Origin of the sequence: Micromonospora radicis, assembly GCF_003583405.1 — a bacterium.
Classification (GTDB): domain Bacteria; phylum Actinomycetota; class Actinomycetes; order Mycobacteriales; family Micromonosporaceae; genus Micromonospora; species Micromonospora radicis.
The window spans coordinates 26,849-43,844 of sequence record NZ_QXEC01000022.1; the positions used below are offsets into that span (position 1 = coordinate 26,849).

At 73.6% G+C, this 16,996-nt stretch carries 16 protein-coding genes; 5 read left to right on the forward strand and 11 right to left on the reverse strand.

The features are described 5' to 3' along the window. Positions 1-110 precede the first annotated feature (110 nt). The 3 genes from D2L64_RS27990 to D2L64_RS20565 all read right to left on the reverse strand — a co-directional run bounded on the left by D2L64_RS27990 (position 111) and on the right by D2L64_RS20565 (position 3,220). Positions 111-305: an SRPBCC family protein gene (locus D2L64_RS27990; RefSeq protein ID WP_233559065.1), complete on the reverse strand. Its 195-nt coding sequence runs from the start codon at positions 303-305 to the stop codon at positions 111-113. Between the two features lie 192 nt (positions 306-497). Further along, the gene (locus tag D2L64_RS20560; protein ID WP_119578845.1) at positions 498-1,841 is read right to left on the reverse strand and encodes a class I SAM-dependent methyltransferase; all 1,344 of its coding nucleotides are present in this window, start codon (positions 1,839-1,841) and stop codon (positions 498-500) included. After that, positions 1,838-3,220, reverse strand: a complete 1,383-nt coding sequence (locus D2L64_RS20565) for an FAD-binding oxidoreductase (protein ID WP_119578846.1) — start codon at positions 3,218-3,220, stop codon at positions 1,838-1,840. The genes D2L64_RS20560 and D2L64_RS20565 overlap by 4 nt, the downstream gene beginning before the upstream one ends. A gap of 101 nt (positions 3,221-3,321) precedes the next feature. Between D2L64_RS20565 and D2L64_RS20570 the strand changes: the two genes are divergently transcribed. Further along, the gene (locus D2L64_RS20570) at positions 3,322-4,005 is read left to right on the forward strand and encodes an RICIN domain-containing protein (RefSeq protein ID WP_119578847.1); all 684 of its coding nucleotides are present in this window, start codon (positions 3,322-3,324) and stop codon (positions 4,003-4,005) included. 44 nt (positions 4,006-4,049) lie between these two features. Next, positions 4,050-4,190: a hypothetical protein gene (locus D2L64_RS27330; protein ID WP_158603520.1), complete on the forward strand. Its 141-nt coding sequence runs from the start codon at positions 4,050-4,052 to the stop codon at positions 4,188-4,190. Here D2L64_RS27330 and D2L64_RS20575 read toward each other — a convergent pair. Then, positions 4,178-5,473 carry an MFS transporter gene (locus tag D2L64_RS20575; protein ID WP_119578848.1) on the reverse strand — a complete coding sequence of 432 codons (1,296 nt, stop codon included), beginning with the start codon at positions 5,471-5,473 and terminating at the stop codon, positions 4,178-4,180. The two genes, D2L64_RS27330 and D2L64_RS20575, sit on opposite strands and share 13 nt — an antisense overlap. 71 nt (positions 5,474-5,544) lie before the next feature. On the opposite strand from D2L64_RS20575, the gene D2L64_RS20580 reads away from it, so the two are divergent. Then, positions 5,545-6,519 carry a GlxA family transcriptional regulator gene (locus D2L64_RS20580; RefSeq protein WP_199714661.1) on the forward strand — a complete coding sequence of 325 codons (975 nt, stop codon included), beginning with the start codon at positions 5,545-5,547 and terminating at the stop codon, positions 6,517-6,519. Between the two features lie 59 nt (positions 6,520-6,578). Here D2L64_RS20580 and D2L64_RS20585 read toward each other — a convergent pair whose 3' ends face one another. From D2L64_RS20585 to D2L64_RS20595, 3 genes are all read right to left on the reverse strand, one after another. Further along, positions 6,579-8,531, reverse strand: a complete 1,953-nt coding sequence (locus D2L64_RS20585) for a vWA domain-containing protein (RefSeq protein ID WP_119578849.1) — start codon at positions 8,529-8,531, stop codon at positions 6,579-6,581. Positions 8,532-8,533: 2 nt separating this feature from the next. After that, on the reverse strand, positions 8,534-10,015 hold the full coding sequence (locus tag D2L64_RS20590; protein ID WP_119578883.1) for a sigma 54-interacting transcriptional regulator: 1,482 nt from the start codon (positions 10,013-10,015) through the stop codon (positions 8,534-8,536). Between the two features lie 176 nt (positions 10,016-10,191). Next, the gene (locus D2L64_RS20595; protein WP_119578850.1) at positions 10,192-10,797 is read right to left on the reverse strand and encodes a TetR/AcrR family transcriptional regulator; all 606 of its coding nucleotides are present in this window, start codon (positions 10,795-10,797) and stop codon (positions 10,192-10,194) included. Positions 10,798-10,874: 77 nt separating this feature from the next. Here D2L64_RS20595 and D2L64_RS20600 point away from each other — a divergent pair, with 77 nt between their 5' ends. After that, complete coding sequence (locus tag D2L64_RS20600; protein WP_119578851.1) at positions 10,875-11,330, forward strand: GNAT family N-acetyltransferase; 456 nt, start codon at positions 10,875-10,877, stop codon at positions 11,328-11,330. Between the two features lie 22 nt (positions 11,331-11,352). Here the strand turns inward: D2L64_RS20600 and D2L64_RS20605 are convergent, their stop codons facing one another. The 3 genes from D2L64_RS20605 to D2L64_RS20615 all read right to left on the reverse strand — a co-directional run bounded on the left by D2L64_RS20605 (position 11,353) and on the right by D2L64_RS20615 (position 14,421). Next, on the reverse strand, positions 11,353-12,321 hold the full coding sequence (locus D2L64_RS20605) for an aldo/keto reductase (RefSeq protein ID WP_119578852.1): 969 nt from the start codon (positions 12,319-12,321) through the stop codon (positions 11,353-11,355). Positions 12,322-12,440: 119 nt separating this feature from the next. Next, a complete protein-coding gene (locus D2L64_RS20610) occupies positions 12,441-13,451 on the reverse strand; it encodes a lytic polysaccharide monooxygenase auxiliary activity family 9 protein (RefSeq protein ID WP_119578853.1) in 1,011 nt (336 codons plus the stop codon). A gap of 67 nt (positions 13,452-13,518) precedes the next feature. Beyond that, a complete protein-coding gene (locus tag D2L64_RS20615; protein ID WP_119578884.1) occupies positions 13,519-14,421 on the reverse strand; it encodes an AraC family transcriptional regulator in 903 nt (300 codons plus the stop codon). A gap of 81 nt (positions 14,422-14,502) precedes the next feature. Between D2L64_RS20615 and D2L64_RS20620 the strand changes: the two genes are divergently transcribed. Further along, a complete protein-coding gene (locus D2L64_RS20620; protein ID WP_119578854.1) occupies positions 14,503-15,474 on the forward strand; it encodes an SDR family NAD(P)-dependent oxidoreductase in 972 nt (323 codons plus the stop codon). An 83-nt stretch (positions 15,475-15,557) separates the two neighbouring features. On the opposite strand, the gene D2L64_RS20625 is transcribed toward D2L64_RS20620, so the two are convergent. Beyond that, positions 15,558-16,985 carry an aldehyde dehydrogenase family protein gene (locus tag D2L64_RS20625; RefSeq protein ID WP_119578855.1) on the reverse strand — a complete coding sequence of 476 codons (1,428 nt, stop codon included), beginning with the start codon at positions 16,983-16,985 and terminating at the stop codon, positions 15,558-15,560. Positions 16,986-16,996: the final 11 nt, after the last annotated feature.

Below are 16,996 nucleotides of genomic sequence, written 5' to 3' on the forward strand. Positions count from 1 at the left end.
CACCCGCCCGCCATCGCCACCACCGCCCGCCATCGCCACCGCCGAGGAGGGCCGAAACGCGGGGCGCGGCGGGTGAGCCGCGCAGGGCGGGACGGGAGGACGGGCGCGGGTCAGGTGGGGATGTTCATCTCGGCGGGTAGCCAGATCGGCTGCCAGTCCAGCACCTCGTGGAAGCGGCGGAGTTCGGCCAGTCCGGCGACCCCTCCGGACCAGGCCGCGTACGGCGGGTTCTGCTCGTCGAAGCCGCTCTGCACGAAGGTGAGCCGGGTCTTCCCGCCGGACTCGGCCAGCTCCCAGCTGGCCACCCCGGACGGCCAGGTGGGCTTCCAGGTTGGCGATCGCCAACGACCAGTAGGTCTGGAGCACCCCCCGGATGCTGGTGCCGTTGACCACGTCGTTGAAGTCGAAGTACGTACAAGAAGATTTTGTCAATGGCAATCGTCGAAGGCCGCGCCGATCGGGCCGGCGCGGCCTTCGACGATCAGTGGATCAGCGGGTCAGGGCAGCCAGTCCGGGCGCAACGGATAGCCGCTGGCCGCATCCGGAGCGTTACGGGTCGCCAGCACCTGGTGCAGCTGGATGCCGTTGCGTTCGAAGGCCAGCCGCGACCCGGCCATGTAGAGCCCCCACACCCGGGCCGTGCCGGTGCCCACCTCCGAGACGCAGAAGTCCCAGTGCTCCACCAGGTTGCGGCACCAGGCGGCGAGGGTCAGTGCGTAGTGCTGGCGCAGGTTCTCCTCGTGGTGCACCTCCAGCCCGGCGTCGTGGATCTCGCTGATCACCCGGCCCGGACCGGCCAACTCGCCGTCCGGGAAGACGTACCGGTCGATGAACGCGCCGGAGCGGTGCGGCGCCCGGTTGTCCGCCCGGGTGATGCAGTGGTTCAGCAGCCGCCCCTGCGGGCGCAGCCGATCGCGGAGGAAGCCGAAGTAGCCCGGATAGTTGCGGACCCCGATGTGCTCGGTCAGGCCGATCGAGGAGACCGCGTCGAACTGCTCCCACGGCGCGTCGCGGTAGTCCAGGTGCCGCACCTCGGCCAGCCCGGTCAGCCCCTCGCGCTCGATCGCCGCCTGCGCCCACTGCGCCTGCGCCCGGGACAGGGTCACCCCGAGCGCCTTCACGCCGTACTCGCGGGCGGCGTGCCGGACCATGCCGCCCCAGCCACAGCCCACGTCCAGCAACCGCATCCCCTGCCGCAGCGCCAACTTGCCGGCGACCAGGTCGTACTTGGTCGCCTGGGCCTGCTCCAGCGAGTCGTCGGTACCGCGGAACACCGCGCAGGTGTACGTCATCGACGGGCCGAGCACCTTCTCGTAGAAGGCGTTCGACACGTCGTAGTGGTGCGAGATGGCGCTGCTGTCGCGGATCCGGGAGTGCCGCAGGCCGCCCATCATCCGCTTCCAGCGCGGCAACGCCTCCTGCGGTGGGGCCGGCGGCGGGAGCAGCCGCTCCCAGCCCAGCCCGCGCGCCAGCGCCAGCCCCTCGGCCAACGCCGGTGGGCGGACCCGCAGCTCGTCCTTGAGCACCCGCAGCGCCTCGTACGGGTCACCCGGGTGGACCCCCTCCAGGGCCAGGTCACCGCTGACGTACGCGCGCGCCATGCCCAGGTCACCCGGGGCGGTGAGCAGGTACGACAGCCCTCGTTCGGAACGGATCGCCAGGGTGATCCCGGCGTCGGTCGGGCCGATGGCGCTGCCGTCGTAGCCGGTGACCCGGATCGGTAGTGGGCCGTTGGTCACCGCCCGGACGACGTCCGCCACGGTGGGTCCACGCCGTCCGGATCCCGGAGGTGGCGTGGCGGGAGCGCCGGCCGCTCCCTGGTCTCGGTCGGTCAGGCTCATGCGCGTGCTACCGCCTTCTCGTACAGTCCGGTGAGCCGATGTTCCGGGTCGTACCGGTCCCGTACGGCACGCCACGTGTCGCCGCCGTAGAGCCGGTCGAACGAATCCCGGTCGTAGTACGCGTCGGAGTAGAGCGACTTGTGCCCACCCGCCTCCGACACCGCGCGCTCGATCTCCCGGTTGACGTCGCCGTCGGCGGCGCCCTCGGCGATCGGCACGCTCCCCCAGAACCCGATGTTGACGTAGTCCTGCCCCGGCCGTAGTGGGTACAGCGGCCAGGACCGGGCCGATCCGCTGCCCGCCGGCTCGCGCAGCCGCAACGGGCACAACCACACCGGCGTCATCCCCACCCGCCGGGCGAACCAGCGCAGGAAGTCCGCCGTCCGCTCCAGCGGGATCTCCACGTCCTGCACGACCCGCTCCCGGGCCGGCTGGCCGCGCCAGCGGTCGATCCGGGCGGCCACCTGGTGTCGGTGCTCCAGCCGCACGATGCGGTGGTAGACGTCGCTGCGCCGCCACCGCGCCGGCCACAACCGCCGCACCACCGGATGCTGTACCCCGAACGCCGCCGAGCACCAGAACCAGTCGGTGTCCCAGCGCCACAGGTAGTCGTACGCGGTCAGCGCGTCGTGCCGGCGGCGGCGCAACGAGCGGTAGTAGATGCCCTGCCCGGTGTAGTCGGAGGCCGCCGGCACGTCGTCGGTGAAGCTGCCGAGCACCAGGTACGCCTCGCCGGGGCTGAACATCACCCCGTCCATCACGTCGACCGGCTCGCCGTCCCAGCTACGGCTGACGGTGATCCGGCCGATCGCGGCGGTCAGCTCGGTCAGGTCGGTGAACCGCACGTTGCGCAGTGCCACGTACCGGCGGACCGGTTGCAGCTCGATGCGCAGCCGGGTGGCGTAGCCGAGACTGCCCAGCGAGTTGGGGAACCCGGCGAACAGGTCGGCGTGCTCACCCTCGGGGCGGGCGGTGACCACCTCACCGGCGCCGGTGAGCACGTCCAGCTCGGTCACCGACTCGTGCGGCAGACCGTTGCGGAACGAGGTCGACTCGATGCCGAGACCGGTCACCGCCCCGCCGAGCGTGATGGTGCGCAGCTGCGGCACCACCAGCGGCATCAGGCCGTGGGCGAGGGTCGCGTCGACCAGCCGCTCGTACGTGCACATGCCCTGCACCTCGGCGGTGCGGGTGGTCGGGTCCACGCCCAGCACCCCGCCGAGACCGCTGACGTCGAGGCCGACGCTGCGGGGGGCGTTGCGCGGGCGGAACAGGTTGGAGGTGCGCTTGGCCAGCCGGATCGGCTGATCGGGTGGCACCGCGGCATAGGACCGTCGCAGCTGGGCCACCGCCAGGTCATGATCACGCAGAGCGCGCATGGGCTCACTTTACGCGCCCGGGGTGACACGAGTGGGATGTCCACGGGAGACGTTTCGCACCCGGAATGGCGTGCCGGCCCGCCGTCGGTCAGGATGCCCGCATGCCGGAAACCGATGGATCGGGCACCGTCTACGGCACCCGCCGCCGCACCGGGCTGCCCCGTGACCCGGTACTGCTGGTGGCGCTGGCGGTCGGGCTGGCCGGCGTACTGGTCGGGGTGGGGTTCGCCACCGGCCTGCTCGGCGGCGGCGACCCGGCGCCGGCACCGACGGCGGCCGGGGCCAGCTCGACAGCGGCGGCGCCGACCCCGATCGAGGACGAGCCGGCACCCACCACGGCGGCGCCCGAGCCCAGCCCCAGCGCCGAACCGCCCGCCGGCCCCCGGGTCTTCCAGGGCGCGGGTTCCGGCCGCTGCCTCGGCCTCGACGGCGACGGCGAGCGGGCCCTGGCGGTACTGGCCGACTGTGCCGACGGGCCGGCGCAGCAGTGGGTGATCGCCCAGTTCGGCGCGGACACCGTCACGCTGACCAACGCCGCGCACAACCTGTGCCTGGACGTCGAGGGCGGCAGCGGCGACGACGGGGCCCGGACGTTGCAGTACGGCTGCCACGGCGAGGCCAACCAACAGTGGCGGCTGCAGCCGGTCGGCGACGGCACCACCCTGCTCGTCGCCGGGCACAGCGGCAAGTGCGCGCAGGCCCGCGACGGTGGCGCCGACCCCGGCACCGAGATCGTCCAGGCGCCCTGCGACGGCAACCCGGCTCAGCGCTGGACCCTGCGGTAGTACCGGGACAGCGCGACCGGCCGGTCCGCCGCTACGGTCTACCGATGGATGCGCTCTTCGGCGGATTGATCATGCTGTTCATGTACGGGCTGGCAGTGCTGGTCCTCTACGCCGTCGTCCGGCGGGCGGTGCACCACGGCATCCGCGACGCCGACCGGGAGCGGCGCGAGGATCAGTCGCGGTAGCTCCACGCCTTCGGGGCGGCGGCGACCGGCTCGGCGACGGCGGCACCGCGTCGACGCAACAGCAGCAACGACAGCACTGCCGCGCCCACCGACAGCATCCCGGCCACGTACCAGGCCAGGTGGTAGGTGCCGAGCTGGTCTCGGACGAGACCGGCCCCGGTCGCCGCGACCGCCGCGCCGAACTGGTGGGCGGCAAACACCCAGCCGAAGACCACCGCGCCGGAGGTGCCGAAGTACTCCCGGCACAGCGCCACGGTCGGCGGCACGGTGGCCACCCAGTCCAGTCCGTAGAAGATGACGAAGACCAGCATGCTCGGCTCGGTGGTGGCCGCGAACAGGCCGGGCAGGAGCAGCAGCGACCCGCCACGCAGCGCGTAGTACGCGCCGAGCAGCAGCCGGGGGTCGTACCGGTCGGTCAGCCAACCGGAGGCGATCGTGCCGACGATGTCGAAGAGGCCGACCAGGGCGAGCAGGCTGGCGGCGGTGGTCTGCGGCATGCCGTGGTCGTGCGCGGCCGGGATGAAGTGCGTACCGACCAGCCCGTTGGTGGTCGCCCCGCAGATCGCGAAGCCCGCCGCCAGCAGCCAGAACGGCCGGGTCCGGGCCGCCTGCGCCAGCGCCCGTAGCGCCCGGGTGGCGGCGCCCCCGGCCGGGCGCGACGGCTCGACGATCTCGCTCGCCCCGTACGGGGGCAGCCCGAGATCCGCCGGGTGCTCGCGCAGCAGCCGCAGCACCAGCGGTACGACCAGCAGCGCCGACCCCGCGACGACCAGTGCCGCCGCCCGCCAGCCGTACCGGCCGACCAGCGTGGCCAGCAGCGGCAGGAAGACCAGTTGACCGGCGGCCGAACCGGCGGTGAGTACACCGGTGACCAGGCCCCGGCGGTGCACGAACCAGCGGCCGGTCACCGTGGCCACGAAGGCCAGGGCCATCGAGCCGGTGCCGAGCCCGACCAGCACCCCCCAGCACAGGATGAGCTGCCAGCTCGCGGTCATGAAGACGGTCAAGCCGCTGCCGGCGGCGACCAGCGCCAGCGCGGCGGCCACCACCCGGCGGATGCCGAAGCGGTCCATCAGCGCCGCCGCGAACGGCGCGGTCAGCCCGTACAGCAGCAGGTTCACCGAGACGGCCGCGGATATGGTGGCCAGCGGCCAGCGGAACTCGGCGTGCAGCGGGTACAGCAGCACCGACGGGGTGGCCCGGAAACCAGCGGCGCCGACCAGCGCGACGAACGCGACGGCGGCGACGATCCAGGCCGGATGCAGGCGGAAGGGTCGACTCACCAGAAGAGTCTGCGGAGTCCGGGCAGACCCGGACGAGTGGCCGGAAGGCCATGGTGCGCAATAATCGGGCCATGACTCCGCACCGCATCGCCGTGCTCGCCACGGACCATGTCGTCGGCCTCGACCTCGGCACCCCGTCCCAGGTCTTCGGTGCCGCGCGGGACGCCGACGCCCAGCGGCTCTACACCGTCGACACGTGCAGCGCGGGCGGGCGGGCGGTACGCAGCACCGCCGGCTTCCAGGTGCTGCCCGACCACGGGTTGGAGCTGGTCGAACGGGCCGACACGGTGATCGTGCCCGGCGTGCAGGGAGACGCCACCGAGCGCCATGGGGTGGTCGAACCGGAGGTGACCGAGGCGCTACGCGTCGCCTACGACCGGGGTGCGCGGATCATGTCGATCTGCACCGGGGCGTTCGTACTGGCCGCCGCCGGGCTGCTCGACGGCCGTCGGGCCACCACCCACTGGGCGCACGCCGACCGGTTCCGTCGGCTGCATCCCCGCGTCGACCTCGATGCGACGGTGCTCTTCGTCGCCGACGACCGGGTACTCACCTCCGCCGGGGTGGCCGCCGGAATCGACCTGTGCCTGCACGTGGTCCGCACCGACCACGGCAGCGAGGTCGCCAACCGGACGGCCCGCAGCTGCGTGATGCCGCCCTGGCGCGACGGCGGCCAGGCGCAGTACATCGAACGCCCGGTGCCGCCGGCCCCGGACAGCAGCACCGCCGGCGCACGGGAGTGGGCCCGTGGCCGGCTGCACGAACCGGTCACCCTGCGCGACCTGGCCGAGCGGTCCCGGATGAGCGTCCGTACGTTCACCCGGCGGTTCCGGGCCGAGACCGGACTCAGCCCGACCCAGTGGCTGCTGAACGAACGCACCGACCACGCCCGGCTGCTGCTGGAGAGCACCGAGCTGAGCGTCGACCAGATCGCCCGCCGCAGCGGCTTCGGCACCACCGCCGCCCTACGCCAGCAACTGCACCTGCGCATCGGCGTCGCGCCGTCCGCCTACCGCCGCACCTTCAAGGGAACGGCACCCCGTTGACGACCTGTCCCGCTGGTCGACCGTCTCGGCCGACCGATGACGGCGCCGGACGACGGGCCTCAGCGCCGACCGCGACGGGCCCGCAGGTAGTCGCTGACCACGTACTCGCCGAGATCCTCGGTGTCCGGGGTGAAGACCCGACCGCCGCTGCGCCGGGCCACCGCCTCCACGAACCGGCGCAACCCGGGCTCGTCACCGAGCATGAACAGGTTCGGCGTCGCCCCGTACCGGCCGAGCCGATCCACCTCGCGGATCGTCGCCTCGATCGTCTCCGGCAGTGACGGCCAGCTGAACACCGCCTCTCCGTCCGCCGGGTCGAGGTGGGCGGTGGGTTCCCCGTCGGTCACCACCAGCACCACCGGCTCGGCGTCCGGATGCCGGCGCAGATGCCGCCCGGCCAGCCGCAACGCGTGCTCCAGGTTGGTGCCCTGGGCCAGGTCCGGCTCCACCGCGGCCAACTCCTGCTGGGTCAGCGTCGCCGCCGTCCGGCCGAATCCGATGATCTGCAACGCGTCCTGCGGGAACCGGGTCGCCATCAGGTGCGCCAGGGCCAGCGCGGTCTGCTTCATCGGCCCCCACCGGCCCTGCGAGATCATCGAGTACGACAGGTCCACGCAGAGGGCCACCGCCGCTGATGCCCGACGCTCCGTCTCGACCACCTCGAAGTCCGCCACGGCGAGCTGCACCGGCACCGTCGGCCCGGCCCGACGAATCGCCCGGGTCAGCGTACGCACCACGTCGATGGGCTGTTCGTCGCCGTACTCCCAGGGCCGAGACGCGCCGCTGACCTCGCCGGCCGCTCCGGCCGTACGCAGGTCGTGCTGCCCGCGCGGGCCGGCGGTCAGCTCGGCGAAGACCCGGCGCAGCGCGGTCCCTCCGAGCCGGCGCAACGCCTTCGGGCTCAGCGTCAGCCCCGCGGCGTCGCGCGTCACCCAGCCCTGCCGGCGCAGTTCCCGTTCCAGCTCCCGCAGCCGGCGTACGTCGTCCGCGGCGTCGCGGCCCAGCGTCCGGGCGACCGCCTCGACATCGATGTCGTCCAGGGTGGCGCCGGGATGTGCCTGGCCCAACTGGTCGAGCAGGTCGTCCAGCTCGGCCACCTCGTCGAGCGCGCCGGTCGCGTCCCCGTAGCCCAGCGGCCGACCGCCCTGCATCCGCTCACCCCGACCCCAACGCAGCTCGGGACGCAGCGTCCGGAGGTTCTGTTCCAGGGCGCTCAGCTCACCGGCGAGCCGGTCGCCGAGCGACTGGCTCATCAGTTCGGCCAGTTCCGTACGCTGCCGCTCCGACAGCGAGTTCATCAGCCGCTGCCCGGCGGCGGCCCGCCGGGCCAGCAGGTCGATCAGCTCGTCGACGTCGGCCGGCCGGTCCGGGAAGAACTCGCCGTGCCGGCGCATGAACTCGGCGAACGCGTCGGTGGTGTCCTCGGCGCGGGCGTGCCGGGCGAGCAGGGCGTTGAGGTCCCGCATCAGCTCGGCGAGCCGCTCCTGCACCGCCGGGTCGGCGGCCAGTTGGGCGGAGGAGCGCAGCCCGGCGAAGCGTTGACCGAGCACCTCCTCGCGGAGACCGTCGAGGATCCGCTGGTAGTTCTGCCGGGCCTCGTCGCTGGCCCACTGGTAGCCGGACAGCTCCCGGACCGCCTGCGCGGTGGCGCGGGGCAGGTTGTCCAGCGTGGTCTCGGCGAACCGGGCCGCCCCGTCCTGGCGGCCGGCCAACTCGTCCCGCTCGGCGGCGAGGGCCTGGTCCAGCAGGGCCCGGGCCCGGGTCACCGCGCCGTCGGCGTCGCCGCGGCGCAGCGCCTCCCGCCGCAGCCGGCGGGCCCGGGCGGTCAGCTCGTCCAGCCCGCCGCGCCCCTGCGGCCCCCGGCGCAGCAGATCCCGCAGCGCCTGGCGCAGGCTGCCACCGGCCAGCACCTCCTGACCGACCTGGTCCACCGCGGCCTGCACGTCGTACGGCGGGGCCAGCGGGTCGGGGCCGCCGCGCCACTGGCCGTACCGGAACCGGTTGCCGGCCATGCTCAGTCCCGACCGGCGTAGCGGGTGCGCCCCGAGTCGGTGACCTCCTTGCCGAGCCGGCGGCTCAGGTGCAGCCCCTCCAGCACGAACTCGACGGCCGCGGCGGCCTGCCCGGGTGTCGGCGCGTCACCGATGCCGAGCCGGTCGAGCACCTTGGCCAGCCCGGGCACGGTGCCCACCTGGCGCAGCAGCTCGGCCGACGGCACCAGCTCGCCGGTCTCGATCGCCCGGCCCTGCTCGACCAGGGCGGTGAAGCCGGAGAGGTCCAGCCCCGCCAACCGGGCCCGGAACGTCTCGGCGGTGGCGGTACGCAGCAGGTGACCGAGGATCTCGACCTCCCGGCCCTCCTCGCCGCTCTCGAACTCCACCTTGCCGCGCAGCGTCGACGTCACCGGCACCGCGTCACCCACCCGCGCCACGGGGACGGGGTGGGACTCCGCGGGCGCGTCGGCCGGGTCGGCCGACCCGGGACGCGGTGACCGTTCGGCGGCGGTGAGGCCGGCGCGGCGCAGTGCGGCGGCGGCGACCGTCTCCGCCGCGGCGATGGCGAACCGGGCGGAGACCCCGGAGCGGGGGTCCACCGACGGTGACTCCCGCACCGCGCGGGCGAACCGGGCCAGCACCTCCAGGACGTGCTCCGGCACCTCGGCGACCAGGTCGGCCTCCTGCCGGATCAGCGCCAGCTCCAACTCCAGCTCGGTCGGATAGTGGGTACGGATCTCGGCACCGAACCGGTCCTTGAGCGGGGTGATGATCCGGCCCCGGTTGGTGTAGTCCTCCGGGTTGGCGCTGGCCACCAGGAGCAGGTCCAGCGGCAGCCGCAGCTGGTAGCCGCGGACCTGGATGTCCCGTTCCTCCAGCACGTTGAGCAGCGCCACCTGGATCCGTTCGGCCAGGTCTGGCAGTTCGTTGACCGCGAAGATGCCCCGGTTGGTACGCGGCACCAACCCGAAGTGGATCGTCTCGGGGTCGCCGAGCGTGCGGCCCTGGGCCAGCCGGATCGGGTCGACGTCACCGATCAGGTCGCCGACGCTGGTGTCCGGGGTGGCGAGCTTCTCGCCGTAGCGCATCGAGCGGTGCAGCCAGCCGATCGGAAGGTCGTCGCCGGCCTCGGCGAGCAGGGCCCGCGACGCCGGGGTGACCGGGTGCAGCGGGTGCTCGTTCAGCACCGATCCGGCGATCACCGGCGTCCACTCGTCCAGCAACGTCACCAGTGACCGGATGAGCCGGGTCTTGCCCTGGCCGCGCTCGCCGAGCAGCACCATGTCGTGCCCGGCGAGCAGGGCCCGTTCCACCTCGGGCAGCACGGTGTCGTCGTACCCGACGATGCCGGCGAAGCGGGGCTCGCCGCCGCGCATCCGGGCCAGCAGGTTGTCACGCAGTTCCTGTTTGACGGTGCGGTACCGGTGGCCGGCCGCGCGCAGCGCCCCGAGCGTGCCGGGCAGTCCAGCCGGGGCGCGCAGCGCACCCGCCGCGCCGGGCAGCTCAGCCGGGGCGCGCAGCGCACCCGGCCTGCCGGGCAGCTCAGCCGGTGGGACCGGGGTTACCGGGGAGTCAGTCACCGGACCAACGCTAGCTCAACCCCAGGCGCGGCAACGTCGCTCGCCCGAGTCCTCACCCCGACACCGTTGCGGTCCGCACCCCGACACTGTGTCGCCGATCAGGCGTTCGCCGCCGGCTCGGGCGGTTCGAGGCGGGCCAGCGCGCCGTCGAGGGCGGCCCGCTGGGCGTGGTCGGAGTAGACGGCGGCGTCGACGGCGGCCAGGGCGTTGAGCCCTTCGACGAGGGCGACCAGGCTGGTCGCGGTGGTGGCGCGGTCGGCCGGCGACCAGTCCGGGCGGACCGCCGCGACCAGGGTGGCGACCCGGTCGACGAACCGGCGGTTGTAGGACCGGTGCAGGTCGGCCAGGACCGGGTCGGCCAGCGCGGCGGCGAGGAAGCCGACCCACACCCGGGCCTCCTCCCGCTTCTCCTCGGTCGGGGAGGCGGCCTGCAACAGCAGGGCGCGCAGCGCGGCGGTGGGCGTCGCGGCCGCGGCCTGCGCGGCGTCGGCCCGCTCGCCGGTGCGGCGGTGCAGCAACTCGCGGGCATGCACCAGCAGCGCCTGCTTGTCGGCGAAGGCGTGCAACACCATGCCGGTGGTGCAGCCCGCCCGCTCGGCGACCGCGCGCAGGGTGAGACCGGGTAGGCCGCGCTCGGCCAGCACCGACCAGGTCGCCGCCGACAGGCGCCGCTGCTGGTCGGCCACGTCGCGGCGTCTGGCCATGCCGGTCCTCCGTCCCTCGACCGATACCGTAGCGTACGTTACGGTAACGCTTGTTACGGAAACCGGAGGACCGCGCGATGATCAGCATCGAGCACGAACCGTGGGGGTCCAGCGACGGCACCCGACTACGCGACGCACAGCGCGCCGAACTCGACGCCCGCTACGGCTCCGACGACCACGAGCCGGGCGCGCCACCCACCGCCGAGAGCGTGACCGTCTTCCTGGTCGCCCGCGACCCCGCCGGCACCGCCGTGGGCTGCGGCGGGCTCCGGCACCTCACCCCCGGCACCGCGGAGATCAAACGGATGTACGTCACCCCGACCGCCCGGGGAACCGGCGTGGCGACCGCCATCCTGCGCGCCCTGGAAGAGGCCGCCCGCGACACCGGCGTACGCACCCTGCTGCTGGAGACCGGCACCGCCCAGCCCGACGCGATGCGCTTCTACGAACGCGAGGGCTACCGGCGGATCGCGAACTTCGGCCCGTACCGGGGCGAAGCTCTCTCCGTCTGCTACGCCCGCGACCTTCCGTGACCTCGACGGCCGGCGTCCCCGCTCACTGCCGCAGTCGGGACTTCACCATTCGCGGTACGGCGGCGAGGCCGGTGACCGGGCGGAACGCCCGCGCCGCGTTGACCAGGGCGGCGTACTCGTCCTCGGTGAGGTCGATCTCGGCGGCGGCGACGTTGCGCTCCAACTGCTCCACCGTGGACGCGCCGGGAATGGCCACCACGTTCGGGTGACGCAGCACGTACGCCAGCGCGATCTGGCTCGGCGTGGCATCGTGTGCGGCGGCCACCTGGCGCAGCGTCTCGATCAGGGCCGTGCCCCGGGCCAGGTTCTCCGGCAGGAAGTACGGGTTGGCCCGACGCACCGCCCCGACCGGCGGGTGGTGCACGTCGTACCGGCCGGAGAGGAACCCCTGGGCCAGCGGGCTGTACGCGATGACCAGCCGACCGGCCTGCTCCGCGTACGGAAGCAGATCCTCTTCCGGCCGGCGGTCGAGCATGCTGTACCGGACCTGGTTGCTCAGCACCCGGCGACCCAGCGCGGCCTCGGCGACCTGCCAGCGACGCAGGCTGTAGTTGCTCACCCCGACCTCGTCGACCAGGCCGACGTCCTGCAACGCCCGCATGCCGCGCATGGTGGCCTGGTCACCGACCACCGGGTTGGGCTGGTGCACCTGGTACAGGTCGATGCCGGTGACGCCGAGCCGGGCCGCCGAGGCGACCGCCCGCTGCTGCACCACGGACGCGACCGGCAACACCGGGAAGATCTTGGTGGCTACGTTCACCTTGTCCCGGTCGCCGGCCAGCGCCGCACCGAGGATCCGTTCACTGCGGCCGAAGCCATACAGTTCGGCGGTGTCGAAGACGGTGACGCCCAACTCGACGGCGCGGCGGACGATGTCCCCCGCCAACCGCTCGTAGTCCGGGCCGTAGCCCCACTCCCGCGAGCCGAACTGCCAGGTGCCGAGCCCGATCCTGGACAGGGGCTTCGCGGTGTCGAGCTGCACGTGGCGCATAACCCCTGACGGTACCCGCCCACACCCCGCAACCTCACCACTCTCCACTCCCCCACCCCCGCTCCCCCCACGCCCACGCCCACGCCCGCGCCCGCGCGGGGTGGCGCGGGGTGGGTGGGTTACCAGGTGCGGGGGTTGGCGCGGTGGTTGCGGACGGTGCAGGGGCGGCCAGGTGGGGGGCCGCTGCGGGAGCCGCGCAGACGCATCCCGAGCAGCAGGAGCAGCAGCGCGGCCAGGGCACCGCCGGCCAGCAGCGGCCAGCGCCGGCCGTCCAGGTAGGTCACCGCCGCCACCGGGACATTCGGCCGTACCGCCGCCGCCACCTCGGCACCGCCAACCTCGGCACCGCCCGCCGCAGCGCCTTGGGACGGCACGTCGGGAGACGGCACGTCGGGAGACGGCACGTCGGGAGACGGCACGTCGGGAGACGGCACGTCGGGGGACGGGGCGTCGGGAGACGGGGCGTCGATCTCGTCCGCCGTCGGGGCACCCTGGTCAGTGGCCTGCCCCGCCGGTCGGATGTCCACGTCGGAGCAGGAGTAGTAGGTGTCGGCGGTGTCGGAGTTCCGCCAGATCGTGTAGATCAGGTGCCGGCCGGTACGGTCCGCCGGCAGCCGCGCCGACATCTGGTACGCCCCGTCGCGTACCGGCGGGTCAGTGGCCCGCAGGAACGGCAGCACGTCCAGATCCGCCCAGGTCAGTTTCCGGGTCGGCGAGTAGCCGTCCCGGGTCAGGTAGAGCCGGAAGGTGCCCTTGTGCGGGATCGTGGTCCGGTAGCGGATCGGGAACTCCACACCGGCCGTCAACGGGGTCGCCGGCCAGTCGGACCGTGGCAGGTCCAGCCCCCGGTACGCCGACAGCCCACCGCTGCACAGCTCGGTGTCGGGGATCCGTTCCCGGTCCCGGCCCTGTACCCCGAAGACCCGGATGTTGTCCCACTCGCGCAGCGCGGCGCCGTCCGCGACCGCCGCCCGGCAGGCCGGAGTGTCCACGTGCGGACCGTCCGGAGCGCAGCCGAGGGTACGACTGACCGGGTAGGCCGGTGCGCCGTGCGCGGCGGCGGGCGGCGCGCCGGCCGTCACCGCGACGAGGGCGAACAGCAGGGCAACGGCACCTCGACGTACGGTCATGGCGTTCGGACCTCCCGCGCACTAGTACGGATGCGGGGGCCGAACAGTTCGACCGGCCGGAGCCGGGCTACGGGCGGCGGTGGGCGCGGGGGGACTGGCCGGTGACCCGCTTCACGGCGACGCTCAGGGCGCTCTCGGAGCCGTAGCCGACGGCGTGGGCGATGCCGGCCAGGGTCTCCTCACCACGCCGGAGCCGGTCGACGGCCAGCTCGACCCGCCAGTGGGTGAGGTACTCCAGCGGCCCACTGCCGACCACCTCCTTGAACCGGGCGGCCAGCGTCGACCGGGAGACCGAGGCCGCGCGCGCCAGTTCCGCCACGCTCCACGGCCGGGCCGGCTGCCGGTGCATCTCGCGCAGTGCCGCCGCGACCACCGGGTCGGCCAGCCCGGCCAGCCACCCGGAGGTGAGTTGCGGTTCGTGTGCCAACTGGTGCCGGATGACCTGGATGAGCATCATGGCGGCGAGGTGCTCGGCGACCAGCGCCGCACCGGCCCGCTGGTGCCGCAGCTCGGTGTCGATCTGGGCGATCGCCCAACCGATGGCGGTGGCCTCGGCGGTGGCGGCGGGCACGTGGATCACCGGCGGCAGGCCGTCGAGCAGCAGCGCGCGGGCCCGCGTACCGAAGTGGAAGGCGCCGCCGACGGCGGCGAAGTCGTCGCCGACTCCGGTGCGCGCCACGCCGTCGGTGGCCGCCTCGAAGATCGGCCGGGCCGGCACCGCGACCGCCGCCGGGTCGCTGAGGAGCAGGTACGGCAGCGGACGGGTGAGCAGGAAGCAGTCGCCCGCGGCGAGTGGGAGTGGTTCGGGGCGGCCGCCGAGGCGCAGCAAGCAGGTGCCGCGCCGGACGGCGTTGAACTTGATCCCGTCCGGTGCGTCGAAACGGAGCGCCCAGCTGCCGCCCGCCACCATACTGGCGGAGACCTGACTGGTGGTGCCGAGCAGCGTCAGCACGTCGTGCAGCGGGTCCACCATCACCCCATTGGACGATTGCTAAAGAATCCCGGACGGGAAGCAATAGTACGTCCAGGTCCGCTGTCTTACGGTGGCCTCATGGATGCCAACACCAACACCCGACCGCGGGTGGTCACCCCGTTCGGGCCCCGGACCACGGCCGCGGAGGTGCTGGCCGGAGTCGACCTCACCGGCCGCCGGGTCATCGTCACCGGCGGCGCCTCCGGCCTCGGCACCGAGACGGTGCGCGCACTGGCCGGCGCCGGTGCGGAGGTGACCATCGCGGTACGCCGGCCGGCTGCCGCCGCGGAACTGGTCGAAGAACTCGCCGCCGCGCCGGGCTCGGCCCGCGCCGCCCGACTCGACCTGTCCGACCTGACCTCGGTGGCCGCCTTCCTGGCCGACTGGCAGGGCCCGGTCGACGCCGTCGTGGGCAACGCCGGGGTGATGGCCGTGCCGCAGCGGCAGCTGAGCGCGCAGGGCTGGGAGGCCCAGCTCGCCACCAACCACCTGGGGCACTTCGCGCTGGTGACCGGCCTGTACGACAACCTGCGCGCGGCCGGTTCGGCCCGGGTGGTGGTGGTCAGTTCGGGTGCCCACCTGCGGGCACCCTTCGACTTCGCCGACCCGCACTTCGCCCAGCGCCCGTACGACCGCTGGTCGGCGTACGGCCAGTCGAAGACCGCCACGGTGCTGTTCACCGTCGGCATCGCCAACCGCTGGGCGGACCAGGGCATCACCGCCAACGCCGCCAACCCCGGCTACATCCTGACCAACCTTCAGCGGCACCTGGACGACGAGACGATGCGGGCCTTCGGGGTACTCGACGAGGCCGGCAACCGCGTCCCGCTGGACTACTACAAGACGCCGGAGCAGGGCGCCTCGACCTCGGTGCTGCTGGCCGCCTCGCCCCTGGTCGAGGGCGTCACCGGGCGGTACTTCGAGGACAACCAGGAGGCCGAGGTGGCACCGGATCCCGCGGCGGCCGAGGCGGGTGTCGCCCCGCACGCCCTCGACCCGGCGGCGGCCGAACGCCTGTGGGCGTACTCGGAGCAGGCCGTCGCCGCCTGAGACCCGCAGCGCCACTTCCGGTCGGGCCGTGGCCCGACCGACGGTCGGGCCGGGAGGAACGGTCCCTCCCGGCCCCGACTCGCTCAGCGCTGGATGGCCTTGGTCTCCAGGAACTCCGCCAGGCCGGCGCTGCCGAACTCACGGCCGTTGCCGGACTGCTTGTAGCCGCCGAAGGGCGCCAGCGGGTTCCACTGGCCGCCGTTGACGTCGACCTGCCCGGCCCGCAGCCGCCGGGCGACGGCGAGGGCGTGCTCTGGCTCGCCGAAGACGCCGGAGGTGAGGCCGTACACGGTGCCGTTGGCGATCTCCACGGCCTCGTCCTCGTCGGCGTACGGGATGATCGTCAGCACCGGGCCGAAGATCTCCTCCTGCGCGATGGCCGAGTTCGGGTCGACCCCGGCGAAGATCGTCGGCCGGATGTAGGCGCCCTTCTCCAGCCCCTCCGGCCGGCCGGGCCCGCCGTACACCAGCGTCGCGCCGTCGGCGATGCCGCGCCGGATGTAGCCGTCGACCTTCTCCCGGTGCGCCTCGTACGCCATCGGGCCGATCCGGGTGGTCTCGTCGGTCGGGTCGCCGACGGTGTACTGGGCGGCGGCGGCCACCGCCAGCCGGACCACCTCGTCGTGCCGCGCGGCCGGCACCAGCATCCGCGGCCACGCGCCGCAGACCTGGCCACTGTTGGCGAACGCCATCATCACCCCGGTCTCGACCGCCTTCGGCAGGTCGGCGTCGTCGAGGATCACGTTGGCGCCCTTGCCGCCCAGTTCGAGCGCGACCCGCTTGACGGTCCCGGCCGCCACCGCGGAGATCCGCCGGCCGGCCCGGGTCGAGCCGGTGAAGGAGATCATGTCGATGTCCGGATGCGCCGAGATCGCCTCGCCGACGACCGCACCGGTGCCGTACACCACGTTGAACACCCCGGCCGGCAGCCCCGCCTCGGCGGTGACCTCCGCGAGGAACTGCGCGTTCAGCGGCGCGACCTCGGACGGCTTGAGCACCAGGGTGTTGCCGGCGAGCAGCGCGGGTGCCAACTTCGACATGATCTGCTGCACCGGGAAGTTCCACGGCGTGATCGCGCCGACCACTCCGATCGGCTCCCGGACGATCAGGGACGTGCCGATCTCCTCGGTCCAGGCGAAGTCCTCGGCCACCGCGGCGAACGCCTCGACGATCGCGACCGGGAAGCCGATCTGGGCGGCCCGGGACATGGTCAGCGGGGAGCCCATCTCGGCGGTGATGGTGGCCGCGAGCTCCTCGCTCCGCTCGCGTAGTCCCGCGCCGACGCGCCGCAGCAGCGCCACTCGCTCGGCGGGCGGGGTCGCCGCCCAGCCGGGGAAGGCGGCGCGGGCGGCGGCGACGGCCCGGTCCACGTCGGCGGCGGTGCCGGCGGGCACCTCGGCGACGATCTCACCGGTGGCGGGGTTGACGACGGCGGTGGTTTCGACCGATCCGGCGGGGACCACCTCGCCGTTGATCCAGTGGCCGGTCGGGGTGTGGGTGTTGGTAGTCATGGGTCGGAAGT

Excerpts from the sequence above, each read along its gene's own strand:
- D2L64_RS20560 (WP_119578845.1), bottom strand. The coding sequence starts at position 1,841 with ATGAGCCTGACCGACCGAGACCAGGGAGCGGCCGGCGCTCCCGCCACG.
- D2L64_RS20565 (WP_119578846.1), bottom strand. The coding sequence starts at position 3,220 with ATGCGCGCTCTGCGTGATCATGACCTGGCGGTGGCCCAGCTGCGACGG.
- D2L64_RS20570 (WP_119578847.1), top strand. The coding sequence starts at position 3,322 with ATGCCGGAAACCGATGGATCGGGCACCGTCTACGGCACCCGCCGCCGC.
- D2L64_RS27330 (WP_158603520.1), top strand. The coding sequence starts at position 4,050 with ATGGATGCGCTCTTCGGCGGATTGATCATGCTGTTCATGTACGGGCTG.
- D2L64_RS20580 (WP_199714661.1), top strand. The coding sequence starts at position 5,545 with ATGACTCCGCACCGCATCGCCGTGCTCGCCACGGACCATGTCGTCGGC.
- D2L64_RS20585 (WP_119578849.1), bottom strand. The coding sequence starts at position 8,531 with ATGGCCGGCAACCGGTTCCGGTACGGCCAGTGGCGCGGCGGCCCCGAC.
- D2L64_RS20595 (WP_119578850.1), bottom strand. The coding sequence starts at position 10,797 with ATGGCCAGACGCCGCGACGTGGCCGACCAGCAGCGGCGCCTGTCGGCG.
- D2L64_RS20600 (WP_119578851.1), top strand. The coding sequence starts at position 10,875 with ATGATCAGCATCGAGCACGAACCGTGGGGGTCCAGCGACGGCACCCGA.
- D2L64_RS20605 (WP_119578852.1), bottom strand. The coding sequence starts at position 12,321 with ATGCGCCACGTGCAGCTCGACACCGCGAAGCCCCTGTCCAGGATCGGG.
- D2L64_RS20610 (WP_119578853.1), bottom strand. The coding sequence starts at position 13,451 with ATGACCGTACGTCGAGGTGCCGTTGCCCTGCTGTTCGCCCTCGTCGCG.
- D2L64_RS20620 (WP_119578854.1), top strand. The coding sequence starts at position 14,503 with ATGGATGCCAACACCAACACCCGACCGCGGGTGGTCACCCCGTTCGGG.
- D2L64_RS20625 (WP_119578855.1), bottom strand. The coding sequence starts at position 16,985 with ATGACTACCAACACCCACACCCCGACCGGCCACTGGATCAACGGCGAG.